At 72.6% G+C, this 22,357-nt stretch carries 18 protein-coding genes; 12 read left to right on the top strand and 6 right to left on the bottom strand.

Annotation, left to right across the window (positions count from 1 at the left end):
• Positions 1–17 precede the first annotated feature (17 nt).
• Positions 18–1,718 carry a serine/threonine-protein kinase gene (locus tag ACIPRD_RS04145; RefSeq protein ID WP_401559690.1) on the top strand — a complete coding sequence of 567 codons (1,701 nt, stop codon included), beginning with the start codon at positions 18–20 and terminating at the stop codon, positions 1,716–1,718.
• 52 nt (positions 1,719–1,770) lie between these two features.
• Here the strand turns inward: ACIPRD_RS04145 and ACIPRD_RS04140 are convergent, their stop codons facing one another.
• Complete coding sequence (locus ACIPRD_RS04140) at positions 1,771–2,175, bottom strand: hypothetical protein (protein ID WP_356400798.1); 405 nt, start codon at positions 2,173–2,175, stop codon at positions 1,771–1,773.
• 235 nt (positions 2,176–2,410) lie between these two features.
• Here ACIPRD_RS04140 and ACIPRD_RS04135 point away from each other — a divergent pair, with 235 nt between their 5' ends.
• The 4 genes from ACIPRD_RS04135 to ACIPRD_RS04120 all read left to right on the top strand — a co-directional run bounded on the left by ACIPRD_RS04135 (position 2,411) and on the right by ACIPRD_RS04120 (position 9,245).
• Positions 2,411–4,393, top strand: coding sequence for a serine/threonine-protein kinase (locus ACIPRD_RS04135; protein ID WP_401559687.1), 1,983 nt, complete (start codon positions 2,411–2,413; stop codon positions 4,391–4,393).
• Positions 4,394–4,559: 166 nt separating this feature from the next.
• Positions 4,560–5,645 (top strand): serine/threonine-protein kinase, encoded by a 1,086-nt coding sequence (locus ACIPRD_RS04130; RefSeq protein WP_401559684.1) that lies wholly within the window; start codon positions 4,560–4,562, stop codon positions 5,643–5,645.
• Between the two features lie 126 nt (positions 5,646–5,771).
• Positions 5,772–7,388 carry a succinic semialdehyde dehydrogenase gene (locus tag ACIPRD_RS04125; protein ID WP_401559681.1) on the top strand — a complete coding sequence of 539 codons (1,617 nt, stop codon included), beginning with the start codon at positions 5,772–5,774 and terminating at the stop codon, positions 7,386–7,388.
• A gap of 45 nt (positions 7,389–7,433) precedes the next feature.
• On the top strand, positions 7,434–9,245 hold the full coding sequence (locus ACIPRD_RS04120; protein WP_401559679.1) for a GMC family oxidoreductase N-terminal domain-containing protein: 1,812 nt from the start codon (positions 7,434–7,436) through the stop codon (positions 9,243–9,245).
• A gap of 762 nt (positions 9,246–10,007) precedes the next feature.
• On the opposite strand, the gene ACIPRD_RS04115 is transcribed toward ACIPRD_RS04120, so the two are convergent.
• On the bottom strand, positions 10,008–10,265 hold the full coding sequence (locus ACIPRD_RS04115; RefSeq protein WP_356400789.1) for a chorismate mutase: 258 nt from the start codon (positions 10,263–10,265) through the stop codon (positions 10,008–10,010).
• 312 nt (positions 10,266–10,577) lie between these two features.
• On the opposite strand from ACIPRD_RS04115, the gene guaA reads away from it, so the two are divergent.
• Complete coding sequence (gene guaA / locus ACIPRD_RS04110; RefSeq protein WP_356400787.1) at positions 10,578–12,158, top strand: glutamine-hydrolyzing GMP synthase; 1,581 nt, start codon at positions 10,578–10,580, stop codon at positions 12,156–12,158.
• Between the two features lie 62 nt (positions 12,159–12,220).
• On the opposite strand, the gene ACIPRD_RS04105 is transcribed toward guaA, so the two are convergent.
• A complete protein-coding gene (locus tag ACIPRD_RS04105; protein ID WP_356400785.1) occupies positions 12,221–12,688 on the bottom strand; it encodes a pyridoxamine 5'-phosphate oxidase family protein in 468 nt (155 codons plus the stop codon).
• Between the two features lie 154 nt (positions 12,689–12,842).
• Here ACIPRD_RS04105 and ACIPRD_RS04100 point away from each other — a divergent pair, with 154 nt between their 5' ends.
• The 3 genes from ACIPRD_RS04100 (at position 12,843) to ACIPRD_RS04090 (ending at position 16,022) form a co-directional block, all read left to right on the top strand.
• Entirely contained in the window at positions 12,843–13,646 is an 804-nt protein-coding gene (locus ACIPRD_RS04100; protein ID WP_356400783.1) for a class II aldolase/adducin family protein, read from the top strand.
• A 307-nt stretch (positions 13,647–13,953) separates the two neighbouring features.
• Positions 13,954–15,240 carry a hypothetical protein gene (locus tag ACIPRD_RS04095; protein WP_356400781.1) on the top strand — a complete coding sequence of 429 codons (1,287 nt, stop codon included), beginning with the start codon at positions 13,954–13,956 and terminating at the stop codon, positions 15,238–15,240.
• Between the two features lie 251 nt (positions 15,241–15,491).
• A complete protein-coding gene (locus ACIPRD_RS04090; RefSeq protein WP_401559673.1) occupies positions 15,492–16,022 on the top strand; it encodes a DoxX family protein in 531 nt (176 codons plus the stop codon).
• Positions 16,023–16,150: 128 nt separating this feature from the next.
• Here the strand turns inward: ACIPRD_RS04090 and ACIPRD_RS04085 are convergent, their stop codons facing one another.
• Together ACIPRD_RS04085 and ACIPRD_RS04080 are read right to left on the bottom strand one after the other, a co-directional pair.
• Positions 16,151–16,438 carry a hypothetical protein gene (locus ACIPRD_RS04085; RefSeq protein ID WP_356400777.1) on the bottom strand — a complete coding sequence of 96 codons (288 nt, stop codon included), beginning with the start codon at positions 16,436–16,438 and terminating at the stop codon, positions 16,151–16,153.
• The gene (locus ACIPRD_RS04080) at positions 16,425–18,065 is read right to left on the bottom strand and encodes a PspC domain-containing protein (RefSeq protein WP_401559670.1); all 1,641 of its coding nucleotides are present in this window, start codon (positions 18,063–18,065) and stop codon (positions 16,425–16,427) included. The genes ACIPRD_RS04085 and ACIPRD_RS04080 overlap by 14 nt, the downstream gene beginning before the upstream one ends.
• A 220-nt stretch (positions 18,066–18,285) precedes the next feature.
• Between ACIPRD_RS04080 and ACIPRD_RS04075 the strand changes: the two genes are divergently transcribed.
• Positions 18,286–19,578, top strand: coding sequence for a PspC domain-containing protein (locus ACIPRD_RS04075; RefSeq protein ID WP_356400772.1), 1,293 nt, complete (start codon positions 18,286–18,288; stop codon positions 19,576–19,578).
• On the top strand, positions 19,575–20,321 hold the full coding sequence (locus ACIPRD_RS04070) for a response regulator transcription factor (RefSeq protein WP_356400770.1): 747 nt from the start codon (positions 19,575–19,577) through the stop codon (positions 20,319–20,321). The genes ACIPRD_RS04075 and ACIPRD_RS04070 overlap by 4 nt, the downstream gene beginning before the upstream one ends.
• Positions 20,322–20,471: 150 nt before the next feature.
• On the opposite strand, the gene ACIPRD_RS04065 is transcribed toward ACIPRD_RS04070, so the two are convergent.
• Positions 20,472–21,566: an NlpC/P60 family protein gene (locus tag ACIPRD_RS04065; protein WP_401560052.1), complete on the bottom strand. Its 1,095-nt coding sequence runs from the start codon at positions 21,564–21,566 to the stop codon at positions 20,472–20,474.
• A 429-nt stretch (positions 21,567–21,995) separates the two neighbouring features.
• Between ACIPRD_RS04065 and ACIPRD_RS04060 the strand changes: the two genes are divergently transcribed.
• A complete protein-coding gene (locus ACIPRD_RS04060) occupies positions 21,996–22,349 on the top strand; it encodes a hypothetical protein (RefSeq protein ID WP_356400768.1) in 354 nt (117 codons plus the stop codon).
• The last annotated feature ends 8 nt before the right edge of the window (positions 22,350–22,357 follow it).

Genomic DNA, 22,357 nt, shown 5'->3' with positions numbered 1-22,357 from the left:
GGGGCAACGTGAATCAGATGCAGGGGCTGCTCGTAGCCGGCCGCTACCGGCTCGTCGACGCCATCGGCAGCGGCGGCATGGGCCGGGTGTGGCGCGCCCATGACGAGGTGCTGCACCGGCAGGTGGCCGTCAAGGAACTGACCGCCGCGCTCTACGTCTCCGGGGGCGACCAGGCCGTGCTGCTCGCCCGCACCCGGGCCGAGGCGCGCGCCGCCGCGCGCATCAACCACTCCGCCGTCGTCACCGTGCACGACGTCCTCGAACACGACGGCCGCCCCTGGATCGTGATGGAGCTGGTCGAGGGCAACTCGCTGGCCGACGAGATCAAGGAGCGCGTCCGCATCGAGCCGCGCGAGGCCGCGCGGATCGGCCTGTGGGTGCTGCGGGCGCTGCGCGCCGCGCACAAGGCGGGCGTGCTGCACCGGGACATCAAGCCGGGCAACGTGCTGCTCGGCCGCGACAGCAGGGTGCTGCTCACCGACTTCGGCATAGCCCAGATCGAGGGCGACAGCACCATCACCCGTACCGGTGAGGTCGTCGGCTCGGTCGACTACCTCGCGCCCGAGCGCGTGCGCGGCCACGACCCCGGCCCCGCCTCCGACCTGTGGGCGCTGGGCGCCACGCTGTACACGGCCGTCGAGGGCCGTTCGCCGTTCCGCCGCACCTCGCCGCTGAGCACCATGCAGGCGGTCGTCGAGGAGGAGGCGGAGGAACTCCGCCACGCCGGCCCGCTCGCCCCCGTCATCACCGCCCTCCTGCGCAAGGAGCCGTCCCAGCGGCCCGGCGCCGAGGAGGCCGAGCAGATGCTCGCCGAGGCGGCGGAAGGCCGCCGCCCCCGCACCGCGGAGGCCTTCGTCCGGACGCAGGGCCTGGGCGTGGACCTTCGGAACCACGGTGAGGGGGAGGCGACTTCGAGGAACCGCTCCGGGACCGCGGCTTCGGCTTACGCGCCGGTGACCGGAACCGGAACCGAGGGCAGAGACCGTTCTGCAACCCCCCTCCCCGCGACGGGACCAGCCACTGCGGTGCCCCTCTCCAGGGCGTACTCGGGACCGCCTCGCCACCGGCGCCGACTGCGGACGCTCGTGCTGGTCGTCGCCGTCGCGGCGATGGTCGGCGGTGGTGCGGCGGTCGGGTACCAGCAGTGGGAGGCGAAGCGGCCGGCCGCCGGCTCGGGCGGCACCGTCCCCAGCCCCGGAAGCACCGAACCCGGCAGAACGGCCTCCGGCTCGGCCGGCGTCGTCCCCAGCGGCTGGGAACGGCGCGAGGACCCGCTGGGCTTCAGTATCTCCCTGCCCAAGGGATGGAGGCGGTCCGTCTCCATCGACCAGGACGGCCTCCGGCAGGTCGACTACTCCCCCGACAAGGGCAAGCACCTTGTGCGGGTCGCCGTCGACACCGCGCCGGACTTCCGCACCTCGTACGAGCACATGAGCTATCTGCAGACGCGGGTCTCACGGCGGCTGGTGGACTACCGGAATCTGAGCCTCAAGGAGGAGCTTTTCCGTGACCTTCCGGGCGTCCGCTGGGAGTACACGTGGGACGCGCTGGCCAAGGACGCGCCGCACTACTTCCCCGGGCCCTACCATGCGATCGACGTCGGGTACATGGAAAGCAACGGCACCGAGTACGCCATCTACTCGGCTTCACCGGCCGACGACTGGGACACCACCAGAAAACAGTTCGACTGGATCCTTCGGGGATTCGAAGAGAGCTGATCCGCATCGCCTGATCCCACTGCGGATCAGGCGGTGCGAGCCGGCCCGTGGATCAGGCGTTGCACGTCCGGACTATCTTGCTCCCGTTCATGACCGCCACCTCTGCGCCGATGTAGTCGAGAGTGTCGACGGTGGGTGACGCGTACGTGGAGAAGGAGACCGTCGTTCCGTTTCCGCTGTAGTTGGAATGCCAGGGCCACTCCGTCACCCATCCCGAGGAATCATCGACGGAAATGAAGCGAATGGCCACGTGGTAGCCGTCAGCGGAGGTGTCCTTGACCCAGCCGCTGATGTCCACATGGCGGCTCGACCAGTTGGTGAACGAGAGGCTTCCCGAGGCGCCGGTCACCGAGCATCCGGCGCTGGTCGCCGCGCTCGCATCGGCCACTGTGGTCGTGGCGAATATCGCCGCCGCGGCGACGCCCGTGACGGAAAGACGCTTCAGCATGTTTGTCATCAGGAAAAGGTAAGACTTCCGCGATTTGCGTGACAGTGTGATTCCGGCCGCCCGTATTGCCTTGGTATGGAGAATATCCCCTGACATTTCCCCACGTTTTGCATCTTTTTGAAACACATTGTGGCCGAAAGTGATCGCGTACCGCCGGGGTGAAGCCGCCGACCGTCCTTGCGGGCGGCGCACTTGGCCGATCACCGCCCCGGAAGGTGTCCGTCCGGTGCGGCATGATGGACGTATGGCATCCGATGGGGGCGATTCCCGCGTCATCGCGGGCCGTTACCGCCTGGAGGCGCGGATCGGACGTGGCGGCATGGGCGTCGTGTGGCGGGCGAGCGACGAGGTGCTGGGGCGCCGGGTGGCCGTCAAGGAACTCACCCCGGACGACGACGAACTCGGCGCCGACGACGTCCGCCGCCGCCATGACCGCACCTTCCGTGAGGCCCGCGCGGTCGCCCAGCTGCGGCACCCGCACATCATCGTCGTCCACGACGTCGTCGAGCAGGACGAACGCCCTTACATCGTCATGGAGTTGATCGACGGCGGTTCGCTCGCCGCCCGGGTCGCCGAGAACGGGCCGGTCGGCGCCGCCGAGGCCGCCCGCATCGGCATCGCCCTGCTGAGCGCACTGAGCACCGCGCACGAGGCCGGGGTGCTGCACCGGGACATCAAGCCCGCGAACGTGCTGATCGAGTCCGGCACCGGCCGGGTGGTCCTCACCGACTTCGGCATCGCGCAGGTCTCCGGCGCCACCACACTCACCGAGACCGGCTCGTTCGTCGGCTCGCCCGAGTACACCGCGCCCGAGCGGATGTCCGGGCTGCGCACTGGCCCCGAGTCCGACCTGTGGTCGCTGGGCGCGCTGCTGTGCACGGCGCTCAGCGGCGAGTCCCCGTTCCGGCGCGACTCGCTCGGCGGCATCCTGCACGCCGTCGTCGCCGCCGAGATCCGGCCACCCGTCCAGGCCGGACCGCTGCTGCCCGTCGTACGCGGCCTGCTGGAGCGCGATCCCGCCCGGCGGCTGGGCGCGGCGGACGCCGAGCGGATGCTGCGGACGTTCCTGGAGACCGGGCACACGCCCGCGGCGCCGGGCGTCCCGGAGCCGCCGGGCGCCGGGCGCACGCAGCGGCTCGGCGGCGGGCGTGCCGCGCGTGCGGGCGGCTCCGGGGGGTCGGGCGGCTCCGGGGGCTCTGGTGGGTCCAGGGGGTCCGGGGGGTCCGCCCGGCGTGCCGCGGACGCGCCGCCCTCGTCGCGCGCGTCCGGCGGACCGTCCGCGTCCGCCATGTCCTCCGCGTCCGCCCGGCCGTCCGCGTCCGCCGTGAACTCCGGTTTCTCCGTGAACTCCGGTTTCTCCGTGGACTCCGGTTTCTCCGTGGAGTCCGGTTCCTCCGGGGAGTCCGCGTCGGCCTCCTCGTACGCGCCGACCGAGCACGACGTGCCGCGTGGAGGCGCCGGCGGACCGGCCCCGTCTCCGGGGGAGCGGGCGCCCGCCGCCCGGTGGTCCGGGCGCGGGCGCGGGACGCTGGTCGCGGCGCTGCTCGTCGCGGCCGTCGCCGGGGCGGGCGTGTCGGCGGCCGTCCTGTTGCTGCACCAGCGCGGCGACGGAGGCGGCGGCACACCCGGCGGCACGGCGAGCAGCTCCGCGACCCGTACGGGCGCCGGCACCACACCGCCCGTCACCGCGATCCCCGGCACGTTCCCCACCACCGGCCGCGACGCCTCCCCGAAGGCCCCCTCCGGCGACGCGCCCTCCTCCTCCGCGCGGGGGCACACGGCACCCTCCGGCTACCGCACCGCCCACGACCCGGCCGGCTTCTCCCTCGCCGTGCCCGAGGACTTCACCCGCGAGCGGCAGGGCGAGCGCGTCTTCTACTTCTCACCCGGGCAGACCTTCCGCCTCGGCGTCAAGGTGGCCGAGCCCGGCCCCGGCGGTCCCGTCGGCGTCATGAACCGGGAGGCGGCCGCCGGGCCGGACAGCAACCCCGGCTATCACGACGGCCGCGTCACGCGGACCACGCACGCCGGACACTCCGCCGCGCTCTGGGAGTTCACCTGGAACGGCTTCAGCGCCGACGAGGGCGCACGGCACACCTACGACCTGTGCTGGGAGGAGGGCGGCCGGCTGTACGACGTGTGGGTGTCGGCTCCGGTGGGGAAGGTGCGCGAGGCGCAGGAGTACTTCGACGTGGCGGTGGACACGTTCACGCCTGCCGTCCGCTGACGCCTCCTCGGATTCGGCTTCTGGTGGTCTCAACGGGGTTGTATTCAGGGTGAGTTGATGACTCTCGTGCGCTCGACATGCGTCGGGTGGGAGGGGTCGGAGTGCGCCGCCGGGCCCCTGACCGCCCGCTTCGACAAGGGCGGGGTGCGCACGGTACTCATGGGGCATGAGTGAAGACGGTGAACACCCGTCCGACGCACCTCTGATCGGCGGGCGCTACCGGCTCGTCGCGCGTGTGGGCTCCGGTCCGACCGGCACCGTCTGGCGCGCCCGGGACGAGCGGAAGCACGTGGACGTCGCCGTCAAGAAGCCCCTGCTGCCCGCGGATCCGGCCGTGGACGAGGACAGTGCCCGGATCGCGCACCGGATCTGGCACGAGGCCCGCGCCGCCACCCGGGTGCGGCACCCCTCGGCGGCCACGCCGCGTGACGTCGTCACCGAGGACGGGCTGCCGTGGATCGTCACGGAACTCGTCGACGGAGAGTCCCTCGGGGAGCGCGTACGACGGGGACCGCTGCCGCCCGCCGAGGCCGCCCGCGTGGGACTCGCCGTCCTCGGGGCGCTGCGCGCGGCCCACGCCGTCGGGATCGTGCACCGGGACATCAAGCCCGCCAACGTCCTGATCGAGACCGGCACCGGACGGGTCGTCGTCACCGACTTCGGGATCGGCGACGGCCACACCGGGCACGTGGGCCACACCAGGCAAGTGGGCCACACCCGGCACGGTGGCGGTATCGGCGACGGACGCGGTGACGGCGGCGACGGACACGGTGGCGGCCGCGGTGGCGGCCATGGCGGCGGGCCGGGGCGTGGCGCACCGGCCGGTTTCGTCGCGCCGGAGCGGAGCGGCGGGATCGGCGCGGGGCCCGCCTCCGACCTGTGGGCCCTCGGGGCGCTGATCGCGGACGCCGTCGAGGGCGGCGGCCGCACCGGCCCGCTCGCACCGCTGCTGGCCGCCCTGCGCGCACCCGACCCCGAGGCGCGGCCCGGTGCGGAGGAGGTCGCGGAGGTGCTGCGGACGTACCTCGGTGCCGATGTCGGTGCTGCTGCCGGTGCCGGTGCCGGCACCGGCACCGGTGTCCGTGCCGCGGCCGGTGCCGAGGAGGCCGAGGTGTCCGCACCCTCCGTCCCGCCGGCCGGGACCGCCCCCGCGGCGGCCGCTTCCGCCTCACCCGCCACTCCCGCGGCCCGCCGCCGCACTCCGCTTGCCGCGCTCGGCCTGCTGCTGGCGAAAAAACCCGGAGTCGAGTGATCGACACCCGACAACGCCCTGATCAGCGCATTCTCTGCCAGTGATCACTGGCGGAAAGTGTGTACCCGGTGAAACCCCATTACCGACGGGTACACAAAGTTCCCGGTGCGTCATACCCTGCGCCTCATGACGGACTCGCAGGCTGCTCTGGACCGCGCCGGTACCAACCCGCTCGCCCCCGCCCCGGAAGGCGTCCGCACCGCCGCGGACGTGGTCACGCCCGAGCTGGTGGCCCAGTTGACCAAGGGTGTCGTCGGCTCCGGCCGTACCGCCAACCACTCCCCGTTCACCGGAGAGAAGCTGGCCGACCTGCCCGAGTCCACGCCCGAGGACGTCCTGCGGGCCTTCGAGGCCGCCCGGGCCGCGCAGGCGGTGTGGGAGCAGGTCCCGGTGCGGCAGCGCGCCGCCGTCCTGCTCCGCTTCCACGACCTGGTGCTGGAGCGCCAGGCCGAGGTTCTCGACCTGATCCAGCTGGAGACCGGCAAGGCCCGTCTGCACGCGCACGAGGAGGTGCAGGCCGTCGTCGTGGCCGCCCGTCACTACGGCCGCAAGGCGCCGGGCTACCTGCGGCCCAAGCGGCACACCGGGGCCGTGCCCGTCCTGACGAAGGTCACCGAACTCCGGCACCCGCGGGGGGTCGTGGGCCAGATCGCCCCCTGGAACTACCCCCTGGAACTGTCCGTCGGCGACGCGCTGCCCGCCTTCGTCACCGGCAACGCGGTCGTGATGAAGCCGGACACCGAGACCTGCCTCACCGCCCTGTGGGCCCGTGACCTGCTCATCGAGGCCGGACTGCCCGAGGGTGTCTTCCAGGTCGTGCTCGGCGAGGGCCCGGTCGTCGGCCCCGAGGTCGTCCGGCACGCCGACTACGTCTCGTTCACCGGCTCCACCCGCACCGGCCGCGAGGTCGCGCAGAGCGCCGCAGGCCGCCTGGTGGGCGTCTCCCTCGAACTCGGCGGCAAGAACGCCATGCTGGTGCTCGACGACGCCGACATCGAGAAGGCCGCCGCGGGCGCCGTCCGCGCCTGCTTCTCCTCCGCCGGGCAGCTCTGCATCTCCATCGAGCGGCTGTTCGTCCACGAGTCCGTCGCCGACGCCTTCCTGGAGCGCTTCGCCGCCCGCACCCGGGCGATGCGGCTCGGCAGCTCCCTGGCCTACGGCGCCGACATGGGCTCGCTGGCCGGCGAGCGGCAGCTGAAGGCCGTCGAACGGCACGTGGAGGAGGCCGTCGCCAAGGGCGCCAAGGTCCTCGCGGGCGGTGTGGCCCGCCCGGACATCGGCCCCTACTTCTTCGAGCCCACCGTCCTCGACGGCGTCGAGGACTCCATGGCCGTCTGCGAGGAGGAGACCTTCGGGCCCGTCGTCTCCGTCTACCGCTTCGCGACCGACGACGAGGCGGTCGCGCGCGCCAACGCCACGCCGTACGGCCTGAACGCCTCCGTCTGGACGACCAGCCCGCGCCGCGCCCGGGACATCGCCGCCCGGATCCGCACCGGCACGGTCAACGTCAACGAGGGCTACGCGCCCGCCTACGGCAGCGCCCAGTCCCCGATGGGCGGCATGAAGGACTCCGGTCTCGGCCGCCGCCACGGCTCGGAGGGCATCCTCAAGTACACCGAGGCCCAGACCGTCGCCCAGCAGCGGCTGCTGCCGATGGCGCCGTCGCTGGGCATGGACGACGAGGCGTACGCCCGGTTCATGAGCCGCAGCCTGCGCGTGATGAAGGCCTTCCGCTTCCGCTAGCCACCAGTTGTCCGCAGCCCGAGCCGTTCTCGACGAGGAGAGCACGTGTCGCAGGAGAAGTCCGTCCAGACCCGGGACGAGGACGGTACCGGGTACGACTACGACGTCATCGTCATCGGATCGGGGTTCGGCGGTTCCGTGTCCGCCCTGCGCCTGACCGAGAAGGGCTACAAGGTGGGCGTCCTGGAAGCGGGCCGCCGTTTCACCCGGGACAGCCTGCCGAAGAACTCCTGGGACCTGAAGAACTACCTGTGGGCCCCCAGGCTCGGCATGTACGGCATCCAGCGCATCCATCTGCTGGGCAACGTCATGGTGCTGGCGGGCGCCGGCGTCGGCGGCGGTTCGTTGAACTACGCCAACACCCTCTACGTGCCGCCGAAGCCGTTCTTCGACGACCCGCAGTGGCGGGACATCACCGACTGGCAGGAGGAGCTGAAGCCGTACTACGACCAGGCCCAGCGCATGCTCGGCGTACGGCTCAACCCGACGACCACCCCCTCGGACGTGCACCTGAAGGCGGCGGCCGAGCGCATGGGCTGCGGCGACACCTTCCACATGGCGCCGGTCGGCGTGTTCTTCGGCGACGGCGAGGACGCCGGCGGCGAGGCGAAGGCGAGCCCGGGGCAGGAGGTCGCCGACCCCTACTTCGGCGGCGCGGGTCCGGCCCGCAGGGCCTGCACCGAGTGCGGCGAGTGCATGACCGGCTGCCGGCACGGCGCGAAGAACACCCTCAACGAGAACTACCTGTACCTCGCCGAGAAGGCGGGCGCGGTCGTCCACCCGCTGACGACGGTCGTCTCCGTCACGGACGACTCGCGCGGCGGCTACGCGGTGGCCACGCTCCCCACGGACCGGAAGAAGACCGGCGCGGGACGGCTCTTCACCGCCCGCAAGGTCGTCCTCGCGGCCGGCACCTACGGCACCCAGACCCTGCTGCACCGCATGAAGGCCGTCGGCCTGCTGCCCCTGCTCTCCGCCCGGCTCGGCGACCTGACCCGCACCAACTCCGAGGCGCTGGTCGGCGCCCAGACCGACGACCGCCGCTACCGCAGCGCGCACGGCGCGAAGAAGGTCGACTTCACACGGGGCGTGGCCATCACCTCCTCCGTGCACCCGGACGCCAGCACCCACATCGAGCCGGTCCGGTACGGCAAGGGCTCCAACTCGATGGGCGGCCTGACCGTCCTGCAGGTGCCGTACACGGAGGGCTCCTCACGGGCGCTGGCCTGGCTGGCGAACGCGGCCCGGCACCCCGTGCAGGTCGCCCGTTCCCTGTCCAACCGGCGCTGGTCGGAGCGCACCATCATCGGGCTGGTGATGCAGTCGCTGGACAACTCGCTGACGACCTACCTGAAGCCCGGCGGCATCGGCAAGGGCCTGCTGACCGCCCGGCAGGGCCACGGCGCCCCGAACCCCATGCAGATCAAGGCCGCCACCGAGGCCGCCTCGGCGCTCGCCGCCGAGATCAACGGCTTCCCGGGCAGCAACGTCGGCGAGCTGATGGGGACCCCGCTGACCGCGCACTTCCTCGGCGGCTGCCCCATCGGCGACTCGGCGGAGACGGGCGTGATCGACCCCTACCACCGGCTGTACGGCCACCCCGGGATCTCGGTGGTCGACGGCGCCGCCGTCTCCGCGAACCTCGGCGTCAACCCGTCCCTGACGATCACCGCGCAGGCCGAGCGGGCCATGTCGTACTGGCCGAACAAGGGTGAGGAGGACCCGCGCCCCCAGTCGGGGGCGGCGTACGAGCGGCTGAAGCCGGTGGAACCGCTCGCTCCCGCGGTCCCGGCGGAGGCGTTCGGCGCGCTGAGGCTGCCGTTCCTCGGGATGCCGGCGATGCCGCCGAAGCGGTAGGCGGCCGGAGCCGTAGCCGGCCGAGGCGTTCCGGAGAGCGGCCCGGTCCGGGGAAAGGGGCCGGAGAAAGCAGCCGGGAAGGGGCGGAAAAAGGGACGGGGACCTGCATCCCCCTCCGAACGCAGGTCCCGCGCCTCTCACCGTCTGTTCGATCCGGCTGCGTGTTTGATCATCGGGGGAGGCGAAGGGTTGCGGCGCCCGGACGCGATTTCCCTGTGATGTGGGTCACGTCCCGGAGGGTGGGCGTGACGACCGGAGGGTGGGCGTGACGAAGGGCCCCGCGGGAGTCGAGCCGCGGGGCCCTTCTGTCATCGGCACCGGCGTCAGGGCGGCGCCGGTGCCCGGAGCGGCGCCGGGGGGTTGCGCCGCTTGCTCTGTGGTCCCGACCCCGGCGGACGCCGGTCGCGGGACGATGCCGTTGTCTGCGCGGGGACTTGGGGGCTTCTACGCATCGCGCGGGATGCTCCGGGGCATCCGCGACGGTCGAGCACGGCACTGGTGCTGGTGTGCAGTTTTCCGCCGGTCGGCCCCGGGCGTCCCCGGAGCCGACCGTTTCTCTTGGATGACCGGGCTGCTGTCCCCTGCCGTCCGGTCACTTCCTGGAGCGAGGTCCCACGGCGCACGGCACGACCCGTACGCCTCATCGCTCCAGCGAGCCACGCGTGGTTCTGTCGGGCCCGCCCCTGGGTGGCACGGACACCGGGCTCAACGAAGGGGTCCGCGAGCCGGTCACGCGCCGTACGGGTGAGGGCGGATTCGAACTCAGATGCGACCCCGGCACAGCTCCAGCAAGGTCATCGCCAGCGGGGTGCCCGGCTTGCCCAGGGCGTCCCGGTAGCGGCCCAGGATCTCCATCTCGCGGGAGAGGTGCACCCGCCGTCCCCCGGAGGTGATGCGGGCCTGCTGCACGACGGCGGAGACGGCCATCCGCTCCTGGATGAGGCCGATGATCCGGTCGTCGAGCGCGTCGATGCGCTCGCGGGCGTCGGCGATGGTCTGGTCCGCGGTCAGGGTGGTCATGTTCGGGGCTCCTCGGAGAAGGTCGTGAGTGCCCCGGACCGGCAGAACCCGGAAAACGACAGGCGCCCCGGGCCTTGTCGGCCCGGGGCGCCTGGGAAGTCGCTCGGCGTTGCGCTCAAGCAGGACGACCATGGCAGCCGGCGGGCCGGTTGCCATAGGTAAAGGTGAAGGTCGTCTGCGTGCGCATGCGGCCAGTATGCCACGCGGGCCCGGCCGCCGGGGGCGGAGCCCGCCGGTACGCAGCGAAGTGTCCCCCTCCACCCCGTTAGACTCGGTGGCACAGACCCCCGCCCAACCGCCGGAAGGCACCCCGTGTCATCAGCGACCCAGCCTGCCGCCGCCCCCGACACCGTCCTGGTCGTCGACTTCGGCGCGCAGTACGCCCAGCTCATCGCCCGTCGCGTCCGCGAGGCGCGGGTCTACAGCGAGATCGTGCCCAGCACCATGCCGGTCGCGGAGATGCTCGCCAAGAACCCCGCGGCGATCATCCTCTCCGGCGGCCCCTCGTCCGTGTACGAGGAGGGCGCCCCCCGTCTGGACCGCGCGCTCTTCGAGGCCGGCGTCCCCGTCTTCGGCATGTGCTACGGCTTCCAGCTGATGGCGCAGTCCCTCGGCGGCACCGTCGACAACACCGGCTCCCGCGAGTACGGCCGTACCGACCTGCACGTCTCCAGGTCGGGCTCCACCCTCTTCGAGGGCACCCCGGACGAGCAGCACGTGTGGATGTCGCACGGTGACGCCTGCTCCGCCGCCCCCGAGGGCTTCGCCGTCACCGCGTCCACCGACGTCGTGCCCGTGGCCGCCTTCGAGAACGACGAGAAGAAGCTCTACGGCGTCCAGTACCACCCCGAGGTCATGCACTCCACGCACGGCCAGCAGGTCCTGGAGCACTTCCTCTACCGCGGCGCGGGCCTCGAGCCCAGCTGGACGACCGGCAACGTCATCGACGAGCAGGTCGCCGCGATCCGCGAGCAGGTCGGCGACAAGCGCGCCATCTGCGGCCTGTCCGGCGGCGTGGACTCCGCCGTCGCCGCCGCCCTCGTGGCGAAGGCCATCGGCGACCAGCTGACCTGCGTCTACGTCGACCACGGTCTGATGCGCAAGGGCGAGACCGAGCAGGTCGAGAAGGACTTCGTGGCCGCGACCGGCGTCAAGCTGGTCGTCGTGGACGCCGAGGAGCGCTTCCTCTCCGCGCTCAAGGGCGTCACCGACCCCGAGGAGAAGCGGAAGATCATCGGGCGCGAGTTCATCCGCGTCTTCGAGCAGGCCCAGGCCGACATCATCGCCGACGCGGGTCCGGCCGTGGAGTTCCTGGTCCAGGGCACCCTGTACCCGGACGTCGTCGAGTCCGGCGGCGGCACCGGCACCGCCAACATCAAGTCGCACCACAACGTCGGCGGTCTGCCCGAGGACCTCGAGTTCCAGCTCGTCGAGCCGCTGCGCAAGCTGTTCAAGGACGAGGTCCGCATGGTCGGCCAGGAGCTCGGCCTGCCCGAGGAGATCGTCCAGCGCCAGCCCTTCCCGGGCCCCGGCCTCGGCATCCGCATCGTCGGCGAGGTCACCAAGGAGCGCCTGGACCTGCTGCGTGACGCCGACGCCATCGCCCGCGAGGAGCTGACCGCGGCCGGCCTCGACCGCGAGATCTGGCAGTGCCCGGTGGTCCTGCTCGCGGACGTCCGTTCCGTCGGCGTCCAGGGCGACGGCCGCACCTACGGCCACCCGATCGTGCTGCGCCCGGTCTCCTCCGAGGACGCCATGACCGCCGACTGGTCGCGTCTGCCGTACGACGTCCTCGCCCGTATCTCCACCCGGATCACCAACGAGGTCCGTGACGTCAACCGCGTCGTCGTCGACGTGACCTCGAAGCCCCCGGGCACCATCGAGTGGGAGTAGTACCGGCGCGGGGCCAGGGGGCGTCCCTCCGGGCCCGGCCTGGGGTCCCGCTGCCGTGAAGGTCAGGTCCGCCTGAGAGTCCGCACCGGCTCTCCGGGCCGCCAGACCTGGACGACCAGGTACTTGTCGTCCTCGACGCAGGTCCTCACGACCTCCGTCAGCTCGGTGCGGAAGAGGTGGAACGGCTCCGGCGGTTCCACCTCTTCCGCGTACCCGGCCCTGACGGCGCCGTCCGTGACCCCGTGCGCCCGCCCGCTGATCCGCACGTCCCCGCCGCCCATCGCGGTCCCCTCGCCCGGGTTCGCCTGGAGCGTGAAGCGCGGATCGCGCAGCAGGTCCCGGCCCTTGAGGGAGTCCGGCATCATGCCGAGCCACAGCTCGCCGCCGGTGAAGCGGACCTCCAGGCCGGAGGTGCGCGGGGAACCGTCCGCGCGGAGCGTGGCGAGGACGTGGTGCCGGTAGGCGCCGAAGCGTTCCTCGGCCGTCCTGGCGAGGTCCGGTTCGGCGAGGGTGAAAGCTGCCCAGTTCATGCGCGCCAGTCTCTTCGGCAAACCCGACATCTTCTGTCCTGTTTACGCGGCGGATGTCATCTTCACGGAACATGCCTGCCCTTTCGCGCCGACCGGGGGTACCTTCGCGCCCGTACGTCCCGCACGTCCGCCCCGACGCCGGAGGACCTGACCTATGCACGGGCCCACCCCGCCCCTGCCGCTGCCCACCGAACGGCTGCGGTTCGCGATGCCGCCGATGCACGACACGGCCGAGGACGAGCGGCGGCACCGCAAGGAGAGGCTCGCGGGCGCGCTGCGGATCTTCGGGCGTGGCGGCCTGGAGGACGGGGTGTCGGGGCACATCACCGCGCGGGATCCGGAGTTCACGGACTGCTTCTGGGTCAATCCCTTCGGCATGCCCTTCCGGCACGTCACCGTCGCCGACCTCGTCCTCGTCAACCAGGACGGGCAGGTGGTCGAGGGCCGCTACCACGTGAACCAGGCCGCGTTCACCGTGCACGCCCAGGTCCACGCTGCCCGCCCGGACGTCGTCGCCGTGGCGCACTGCCACTCCGTGCACGGCCGCGCCCTCGCCGCGCTCGGCGAACTCATCGACCCCATCACCCAGGAGAGCTGCGCCTTCTACGAGGACATCGCCCTGTACGACGCGTACAGCGGCGTCGCCGTCGACGCGGAGGAGGGCCGCCGCATCGCGGGCGTGCTCGGCTCGCGCAAGGCGCTGGTGCTGCGCAACCACGGACTGCTCACCGTCGGCGACTCGGTGGACGCGGCGGCCTGGTGGTTCCTGTCGCTGGAACGGTCGTGCCAGGTGCAGCTGCTCGCCAGGGCCGCCGGGCGGCCGGTCCTCATCGACCACAAGCTCGCCGCCGCCACCCGTGAACAGCTCGGCGGCGACCTGGTGGCCTGGATCAACTACCAGCCGCTCTGGCAGGACATCAGCCGCAGCGAACCGGACCTCCTCAGCGGAACGCCCTGAACCGTCCGCCCCGCGGCCCGGTCCGGCCGGTCCGGCCGGACCGGTCGATCCGGTCGATCCGGTCGATCCGGTCGATCCGGTGGATGCGGTGGCCGGGAACGTGCGACCGGGCGCCCGGGAAGGGCGATCCGGCGGCCCGGTCAACACGCCGCTCCGGGCTTCACCCGCCACGACCCGGACCGGCGAACGGAGGCCCCCCGGCGTAGGGCACAATTCGCTGACAGTGCTGGGGAGTTGCGGGGCCGACGCGTGCGACAAGGGCGCATTCGGCCGTGTCACGGTTCGCGGGGAAGGCAGGACATCGGTCGTGGCGGTGCAGGAGGCGAGACAGAGCGCGGCGATGGACGCCGGATCCGTCCACGGGGGCGGCTGCGTGTGCGAGGACTGCCCGCGCGGGGCACGCGAGGGACACCGGCGCGCCGTCGCCGCGTTCCTGCGCCGGCGCGACGAGTTCGCCGCGGGCGAGGGACTGCCCGCCGCCGTGGCGCACTCGGCATCGGCCTCCCGGCAGTGGGTCTCGGCCGAGCTGGCGCAGCGGGCCGGCGAGGTCGCCGAACGCGGCCGCACCGAGGGCGACGCCTGGCTCTCCGGACTCTGGCTGCGCACGGTGTGCGCCGTCTGGGGCGCGGTCGTCGTCCTGCTGCTCGCCGAGGCGCTCACCGCGGTCGGCGCGGGCTGGAGCGACGCCCGCACCGCCGCACTGCTCGCCGCGCTCGTCGTGGCGGGCGCGCTGACCACCGCCGCCCGGTTCCACCGGGCCCGCGGCGGAGCGCTCGCGCCGGTGATCGGCGAGGACAACCGCATGACCACCTCCCGTACCGTCGCCGCCTGCTGGGTCCTGTTCGTCGTCTACGCCGTTCTGCTGCTGGCCGGCCGGCTGGCCGCCGCCTCCGACCACGCCGAGCGGGACGCGCTGATCTCCGGCCTCGACCTCGCGCGCGGGGCCGGCACGGTGACCGTCCTCGCCGTGGTGTGCGGCATCGCCGTCCTGGTCCGCCGGGTGGTCGGACTGCGCGTCGCCGGGCAGCGGCTGCAGAAGGTCCCGGCCCACCGGCCGCGCGCCGCCGACCTGCTGACCGACGACTCCGGCCGCGGCGCCTTCGCCGACATCCAGTACGTCGCCGTCAGCGCCGTCGCCCTGGTGTTCGCCGCCGTACGGCTCGCCCGCCGCCCCGACCAGCTTCCCGACCTCCCCTGGGGGCTGGCGCTCGTCGTCCTCATCTCGGCCGCGACCTACCTGGCCGGCAAGTACGCCGAGGGCGGCCGGCCCGTCATCCTCTCCGTGGTCCGCGCCCGCGAGCCCGGCGACCTGGACGGCCCGATCCGCACCGGCGACGACATCGAGATCCGCGGCACCTGCTTCGTCCCGCCCGGCGCGCAGAGCGCCGACCGGCTCGCCCGCATGGTCGTCCGCATCGGCGCGGTCGACGTCCACGTCCCGCTGGTCCCCGTCACCGGCGGCTTCCGCAACCCCACCGACACCGTTCTGACCGTCCCCGTCCCGGCCGAGGTGGAACCGGGCGCGGTGGAGGTCCAGGTGATCACGGCCGCCGGAGTCCCCACCAACCGGTACCCGGTCGAGATCACGGACTGAGCCCGCGAGCTTCGGCCCCGGGCTTCGGCCTCCAGCCCTGAGCCTCGGTCCAGGCCCCTGGAATCCCTGCGTTCCGCAGCCCCGGAGCGGTCCCGTCGGCCGATGGACCCCGGCGCCCGTCCCGCCGAATGCGGCTCATACGGTGAACCGAAATCCGGAAAATCATCCGGAGAGGATTGAACTGGCCGACTTCGTCATACGTATCGTCGAATGAGGGTGTCGGCGCGGCGGGCGAGAGGCGGCTCAGGGTGATGACTCACGGTATGCGGACGGACACGAACACCGCCCATCTCGGTTCCCGGCGCGACTGGCGGGACACCGCGTCCCAGTACGCCCTCCTTCCTCTGCGCCTCTTCCTCGGCGCCACCTTCGTCTATGCCGGCCTCGACAAGCTGACCGACAGCGCCTTCCTGAAGGCGACCGGAGGCGGCTCGATCGGCGAGACCATGCGCGCGGCCCGTGACTCCGCCGCCATCCCGGGCCTGATCGACATGGCGCTGAAGGCTCCGGTCGGCTTCGGCTGCGCCATCGCCGTCGGTGAACTGGCCGTCGGCCTCGGCATCCTGCTCGGCGTCTTCGGCCGCCTGGCCGCCCTCGGCGGTGCGCTGATCTCCCTCAGCCTGTGGCTGACCGTCAGCTGGGCCGTCACGCCCTACTACTACGGGAACGACCTGGCCTATCTGATCGCCTGGCTCCCCCTCGTCCTCGCCGGCACCCCCTATCTCTCCGTGGACGCGGCCTGGCGCGCCCGGGGCCGCCGTCGCTCGGGCGGCTACCTCTAGGAGCGACCTCCGGGGGCGTCCGCCCGGTCTTCACGGGCCCGCGACGACCGACAAGACACCCCCTGGTCCCACCCGGCGGCAGCCAGGTCCCGTGGCCTCCGGAGCGCGTGGCCTCCAGCAGCCCGCTCCTACGGCCGCTCCTGCCAGGGTCCGTCGGGTGACCCGGCGGCCCGTGGCCGGTCCGGTCCAGGAGACAGGCCCTCGGCGGTCTTCGCGCCACGGCGTCCCCTTCCCCGCAGGGAGCGGGCGCCGGCCGCCGCTACACCGGCCAGGCACAAGCCGCCCACGACGAGGGGGATCACCGCGAACCAGGGTGTCTCCCACCAGCCGCTCGCGTCCCCGGCGAAGATCACGCCCGTGGCCGCCAGGAACAGACCGCCGACCAGCCTTCCCGGCTGGACCTCATGACGCAGCACGGCTCACCTCCACCTGTCCGACGCCCACCTGGAGCTCGATCTTCCACGTGCCCGCGTCCTTGTCGCCGATGACCGGAGCCAGGGTCAGGTCCTTGTGCCTGCCGGGCTCCACGTCCACGTCCTTGCCGTTCTCCCCGGGCAGCCGGACATCGCCCAGGCCCACATCGATGCTGATCCGCGCCGTCGCGTCGGCCGGCAGAACCACCTTCAGGCGGCCCGCCCCCACCTCGGCCCGGGTGGTCAGGGTCTGTCCCTTGGCCGGTCGCACGTGTCTGAGGTCGAGGGTGCCGACACCGGCGCCCAGGTCGTAGCCGGAGCGGACGTCCGCCGCCGCGGCCGGTGTCCAGGACGTCTCCGTCCATCTGGTCGTGGTGTCCCTGGGCAGTGTGGAGATCCCGGCGAGCAGGGCGGCTGTCACCAGCGCGAGGAAGAAGGTGCCGGCTCCCGTGCGTCCGAGGCACGAGCTGACCGCGATGCCCAGGCCCAGCACCGCGAGGGAGCACGCCAGACCGGTCTGGAGGCCGGCGACCGGCTGACCCGTTCGCTGGGTCAGCCCGCCGGCGAGGCCGCCCGCCAGCAGGGCCAGCAGGAACACCCAGCCGCCGATCCAGCGCGGACCACGCGCGCCACGCGGAGCGCGCTGTCCCGGAGCCGCGGGCCGCGGTATGCGGAGCGAACCGTGGTGGAGCCAGGGGAGGGGGATGCCGACGTCCACGGCCGGGGCGGCTTCGCGGTCCCGGGCGTCGCCGGGGCCCCACAGGTATCCGGTACCCCCGGCATGGGAGCCCGCCTTGACGACCGGGTCCCGCCACCACGACGGGTAGGCCGTGGAGACCGGCGGCGCCTGCGCCTCCGGCGGCGCGTCCGCGGCCGCCTGCGCGGCTATGGGGTGTCCCCGGGTCGGGTGCGGACCGGCACTGGGGGACGGGTCGGGGGTGTCCCGGTGCCGCGACCAGTAACCGGCACCGGCCAGAAGCAGCGAGAGCACGACGGCGAAGGTCAGGACCGCGCCGTTCCTGAGCGTGGTCAGCACCACCCCGCAGCCCACCAGGGCGAACAGCACACCGGCCAGGGCCTGGCCGTCGACCCGGCCCGTGAGGAGCTTGCGGATCTCGTTCTCCTCCTCGTCCTCGTACGGCACGAGGAGCCAGGCGAAGCCGTAGAAGATCAGGCCGATGCCGCCGGTCGCGGCCAGCACGGCCAGGGTGATCCGGAAGATCACCGGGTCCATGTCGGTGTGCCGTCCGAGCCCGGAGCACACGCCCGCGATCATCTTGTGCCGGCGGTCGCGCCGGAATCCATGAGTGTCCGCGGGGTGGTCCCGATCGGAGCCACCCTCCTCTTTGCCCGCGCCCGCGCCCATGTCTGCGCCTGCGCCTGCGCCTGTGCCCGTGCCCGTGCCTGCGCCCGTGTCTGCGCCCGCACCCGCATCGGTGCCTGCACCCGCGCCCGCGTTCGCGCCGGGAGCGGCGCTGTCGTTCTCCGCCCGTCCCGGCTCTTCCGGCCGGCCGGACCGCTCCGTCCGTCCCGTCGCGGCGGGCGCGGCATCCGTCGGTCCGGTACCCGAGGCCGGGCGCGGGCCGGAGCCGGGTCCCGGACCCGTCGCGGCGTGCTCGTGATCCGTCATGCGTCCATGGTGACGGCCCGTTCGCCGCGACGGCAGTCGGGACAACCCTGGCCGAACCCTGAAATCGGCCCTGAGACAGGGCGGGGACATGTTCGATCCCGGTCGGCCCGCCTCTTCCGGACGGTCCGGCCGGGTATCGGGGGAACCCCCATGAAGATCAGGGGACTCTAGGGGGCCGACCCTGATGCTCCGCCCCCGCCGTCGTGTGACCATCGATGGCATGCCGGAAGCCGCAAGCCTGCCACTCGACGACCCGCGGCCGCCGCGCAAGCTCTACCGCAGCGGTGACGGCCGCTGGCTCGGAGGAGTGGCGCGGGGCCTCGCCGGGCACCTCGGGCTGCCCGTGGTGTGGGTGCGGCTCGCCTTCGTCGGCCTGTTCATGGCCAACGGGCTCGGCGCGCTGCTGTACGCCGCGTTCTGGTTCTTCGTCCCGCTCGGTGTCGGCGGCGTCGCCGGTCACAAGCCGCCCTCGCTGGTGGGCACCGAGGCCTCGCCGGACGGGCGCCGGCGACTGGTGGCCCGCAAGCCGGACAAGGGGCAGATGGTCGCCCTGCTCCTCATGGTCATCGTGTCCATGGTCTTCGTGAGCAGCGTCAACCTGACCAAGGGCGCCAAGGCCTATCTGCTGCCCGCCGTGCTCGTCGCGGCGGGTGTCGCCCTCGTCTGGCGGCAGGCGGACAACGCCCGGCGGGCCCGCTGGGTCGAGGTCGGCAGCCGCCGGCGCACCCTCACGCTGCTGCGGGCGGGCGTGGGCGTCCTGCTCGTGACGGCCGGTGTCTCCGCCATGTTCGTCATGCAGGGCTCGGCGGCCCACCTCGGCGCGGTCCTCCAGGCCGCGCTCGCCGTCCTCGTCGGGATCACCCTGCTCGCCGGCCCCTATCTCGTCCGCGTGACACAGGACCTGTCCCAGGAACGCCTCATGCGCATCCGCGCCCAGGAACGCGCCGAGGTCGCCGCGCACGTCCACGACTCCGTGCTGCACACGCTCACCCTGATCCAGCGCAACGCCGACAACGCGAACGAGGTCCGGCGCCTGGCCCGCGCCCAGGAACGCGACCTGCGCACCTGGCTGTACAAACCCGAGGGCACCGGCAAGGACGAGGCCGACGAGCCGGACACCGTCGCCGAGGCGGTGCGGCGCAACGCCGCCGAGGTCGAGGACAAGCACGGTGTGCCCATCGAGGTCGTCGTGGTCGGCGACTGCCCCCTCGACGAGAGGACCACCGCGCAGATGCAGGCCGCGCGTGAGGCGATGGTGAACGCCGCCAAGTACGGTGGCGAGGGCGGCGCCGTGCAGGTGTACGCCGAAGTCGAGGGCAGGACGGTCTTCGTGTCCGTCCGCGATCGCGGACCGGGCTTCGACCCGGAGTCGATACCCGCGGACCGTATGGGCGTCAGAGAATCGATCATCGGCCGGATGGAACGCAACGGCGGCACGGCCCGGCTCAGGCCGGTGCCGGGCGGCGGCACCGAGGTCGAGCTGGAGATGGAGAGGGCGGAGAGGACGGCATGAGCGACGCGACCGAGACGAACGGCACGGCGGGGGCGGCGGAGGTGTCCGAGTCCGGGCGTGGCGCCGGCGGCGGCCCGGACGGGCGCCATGTCCGTGTGGTGCTCGTCGACGACCACCGCATGTTCCGCACCGGTGTCCAGGCCGAGATCGGCCGGACCGAGCAGACCGGTGTGGAGGTGGTCGGCGAGGCCCCCGACGTCGATCAGGCGGTCACGGTCATCACCGAGACCCGGCCCGAGGTGGTCCTGCTCGACGTCCACCTGCCCGGCGGCGGCGGAGTCGAAGTGCTGCGCCGGTGCGCTGCGTTGATGGCGGATCCCGAGCGGCCCGTGCGCTTCCTCGCGCTGTCCGTGTCCGACGCGGCGGAGGACGTGATCGGCGTGATCCGGGGCGGCGCCCGCGGCTATGTCACCAAGACCATCACCGGTGCCGATCTCGTCGCTTCCGTCTTCCGGGTCCAGGAGGGCGACGCCGTGTTCTCCCCGCGTCTGGCCGGGTTCGTCCTGGACGCCTTCGCCTCCACCGACGCCCCGCCGGTCGACGAGGACCTCGACCGCCTCACCCAGCGCGAACGCGAGGTGCTCCGCCTGATCGCCCGCGGCTACGCGTACAAGGAGATCGCCAAGCAGCTGTACATCTCCGTCAAGACGGTCGAGTCCCATGTCTCCGCGGTGCTCAGGAAGCTCCAGCTGTCCAACCGGCACGAGCTGACCCGCTGGGCGACGGCACGGCGCCTGGTCTGAGCCGCCCGACTTGAGCGGCCGGACTTGAGCGGCCGGACCTGAGCGGTCGGCCCTGAGCCGCGGAGCCTGGGGTCGCAGGGCCTGGCGTCGCAGGGCCTGGGTAGTCGTCCCCGAGGGGTCCGGCCGGACGGGACTCAGGGGGGAGGCGCCTCACGCCACCCGCGTGGCTCCCGCGAACGGCATCTGGTCGATCGGGGCGACACGGACCGGGGCCGAGGGGTTCGGGGCGTGGATCATCTTCCCGTTGCCGACGTAGATACCCACGTGGCTGATGCCGGAGTAGAAGAACACCAGGTCGCCCGGCTGGAGTTGGGCGCGGGAGACGCGCCGGCCGGCGTTGATCTGGGCGTAGGTGGTGCGGGGCAGGGAGACCCCGGCCGAGCGGTAGGCGGCCTGGATCAGGCCGGAGCAGTCGAAGGCGCTGGGGCCGGTCGCACCCCAGACATAAGGGCTGCCGAGCTTCGTGTAGGCGTAGGCCACGGCTGCCGCCGCTCTGGAGTTGGTGCCCGCCGGCGCGCCGTGCGCCGTGGCGTTCACCGCGGCGGACCCGCTCGCCTTCAGGGGGACCCGGACGTCCACGGCCGAGCGGGAGACGTGGTCCGCCACCGGGGCGTCGGCCGTGACCTCGGTGCGCTGCACCGGGGTGAGCCGGGCGAGCAGCCTGCGCGCCTCGTCCAGCTTCGTGGTGACGGTCGTCTTCTGCCGTCGCAGCTCGTTCTGGCGTGACCGCAGCGACGACAGGTCGATGCGCGCGGCGCCGCGCAGCTGCTCGATCTCGCGCAGCTGCCGGCGGACCAGGCTGACCGTGCTTGCCTGCCGCGCGCCGGCCCGTTCGGCGAACGCGGCGCCGTCCAGGTAGCGGTCGGGGTCGCGGGAGAGCGCGAGCTGCCAGGCGGGGGAGAAGCCGCCGTCGCGGTACTGGGCCGCCGCGTACGAGCCCAGGGCCTCCCGGGCCGCGTTGAGCTTCGCCTGCTTGCGGGCGGTCTGGTCGTGCAGCGTGTTCAGGCGCCGCTGGGTGGCGTTCGCCTTCTCCTTCGCCCCGTCGTACTTCTGGGTGGCCGTCTCCGCCTCCTGGTAGAGCTTGTCGACCTTGGCCTTCACCTGTGCCGGGGTCAGCTGCGGCGCGGCGTGGGCCGTGCCGTCGAAGGCCGTCGCGGTGGCCGCGCCCGCGAGGGCGAGGGTGGCGGCCGTTCGCGCCGTGTTGCCGCTGAGCGAGCGCTGTCGGGACTTGCGGTGCGCTGCCACCTGGACAGTCACGTCCTTCCGTAGGGCTCGTCCGGCCGAGGCCCGGACGACCTGGGGGTCTGCGCGTCCGGCGGCCGCCCGCACAGGGGGTCGGGCCGCCGCCGGACCTCCTCGGCGGTGGTGGCCGACGGCCGCCCTGGTCGGGGCGGCGGTGGGGAGCCGGTCACCTGGGGGAGGACGCTAGGCCCGTTGGTGACAGGTCGGTAACGCGGTGTACGGAACTGGTTCCGACGGACCGAGGTGTGACCGTATGTGAGCGGATTGCCGGAGAGGAGTCGTCGTCTTCACACAGCGTGGTGATCGATGCGCCGAATGCGGGGACGAGTGAGGCGTGGGGTGCTATGCGGCGCATATATGCACGGTCCACCGGTGTGGTGTCGGGGGGCCGATGACGGGCGGAGCGCACATATCTGACTAGGCTCCGGAGTCATGGACGTACTCATCCATCTCTTCGTCGGCCTGCACATCATCGGCATCGCCGCGCTGCTCGGCGGCTTCCTCACCCAGATGAAGGCGATGGGCCGGGGCACGGCCCGCTTCGTCCCGGGAATGCTGCACGGCGCGTTCACCATGCTGGTCACGGGCGTGATCCTGGTCGGCCTCAACGAGGCCCAGGGGCACCACGTCAACTCCATCAAGATCGGCGTGAAGCTCGCCCTGCTGATCGTGATCCTCGGGCTGGTCTACGTGAAGCGCGACGACGAACAGGTCGACAAGCGCCTCTTCGGGCTGGTCGGCGCGCTGACCGTGGCCAACATCTTCATCGCCGTGCTGTGGACGTGACGTAGCGC

Source organism: Streptomyces sp. NPDC090108 (assembly GCF_044747185.1).
GTDB lineage: Bacteria > Actinomycetota > Actinomycetes > Streptomycetales > Streptomycetaceae > Streptomyces.
Note: the sequence above shows the minus strand (reverse complement) of the source record. Positions and strands in the feature narration are given on the sequence as shown.

Excerpts from the sequence above, each read along its gene's own strand:
- ACIPRD_RS04075 (WP_356400772.1), top strand. The coding sequence starts at position 18,286 with ATGCCGGAAGCCGCAAGCCTGCCACTCGACGACCCGCGGCCGCCGCGC.
- ACIPRD_RS04145 (WP_401559690.1), top strand. The coding sequence starts at position 18 with ATGCAGGGGCTGCTCGTAGCCGGCCGCTACCGGCTCGTCGACGCCATC.
- ACIPRD_RS04090 (WP_401559673.1), top strand. The coding sequence starts at position 15,492 with ATGACTCACGGTATGCGGACGGACACGAACACCGCCCATCTCGGTTCC.
- ACIPRD_RS04135 (WP_401559687.1), top strand. The coding sequence starts at position 2,411 with ATGGCATCCGATGGGGGCGATTCCCGCGTCATCGCGGGCCGTTACCGC.
- ACIPRD_RS04115 (WP_356400789.1), bottom strand. The coding sequence starts at position 10,265 with ATGACCACCCTGACCGCGGACCAGACCATCGCCGACGCCCGCGAGCGC.
- ACIPRD_RS04125 (WP_401559681.1), top strand. The coding sequence starts at position 5,772 with ATGACGGACTCGCAGGCTGCTCTGGACCGCGCCGGTACCAACCCGCTC.
- ACIPRD_RS04130 (WP_401559684.1), top strand. The coding sequence starts at position 4,560 with ATGAGTGAAGACGGTGAACACCCGTCCGACGCACCTCTGATCGGCGGG.
- ACIPRD_RS04070 (WP_356400770.1), top strand. The coding sequence starts at position 19,575 with ATGAGCGACGCGACCGAGACGAACGGCACGGCGGGGGCGGCGGAGGTG.
- ACIPRD_RS04140 (WP_356400798.1), bottom strand. The coding sequence starts at position 2,175 with ATGACAAACATGCTGAAGCGTCTTTCCGTCACGGGCGTCGCCGCGGCG.
- ACIPRD_RS04080 (WP_401559670.1), bottom strand. The coding sequence starts at position 18,065 with ATGACGGATCACGAGCACGCCGCGACGGGTCCGGGACCCGGCTCCGGC.
- ACIPRD_RS04100 (WP_356400783.1), top strand. The coding sequence starts at position 12,843 with ATGCACGGGCCCACCCCGCCCCTGCCGCTGCCCACCGAACGGCTGCGG.
- ACIPRD_RS04060 (WP_356400768.1), top strand. The coding sequence starts at position 21,996 with ATGGACGTACTCATCCATCTCTTCGTCGGCCTGCACATCATCGGCATC.
- ACIPRD_RS04105 (WP_356400785.1), bottom strand. The coding sequence starts at position 12,688 with ATGAACTGGGCAGCTTTCACCCTCGCCGAACCGGACCTCGCCAGGACG.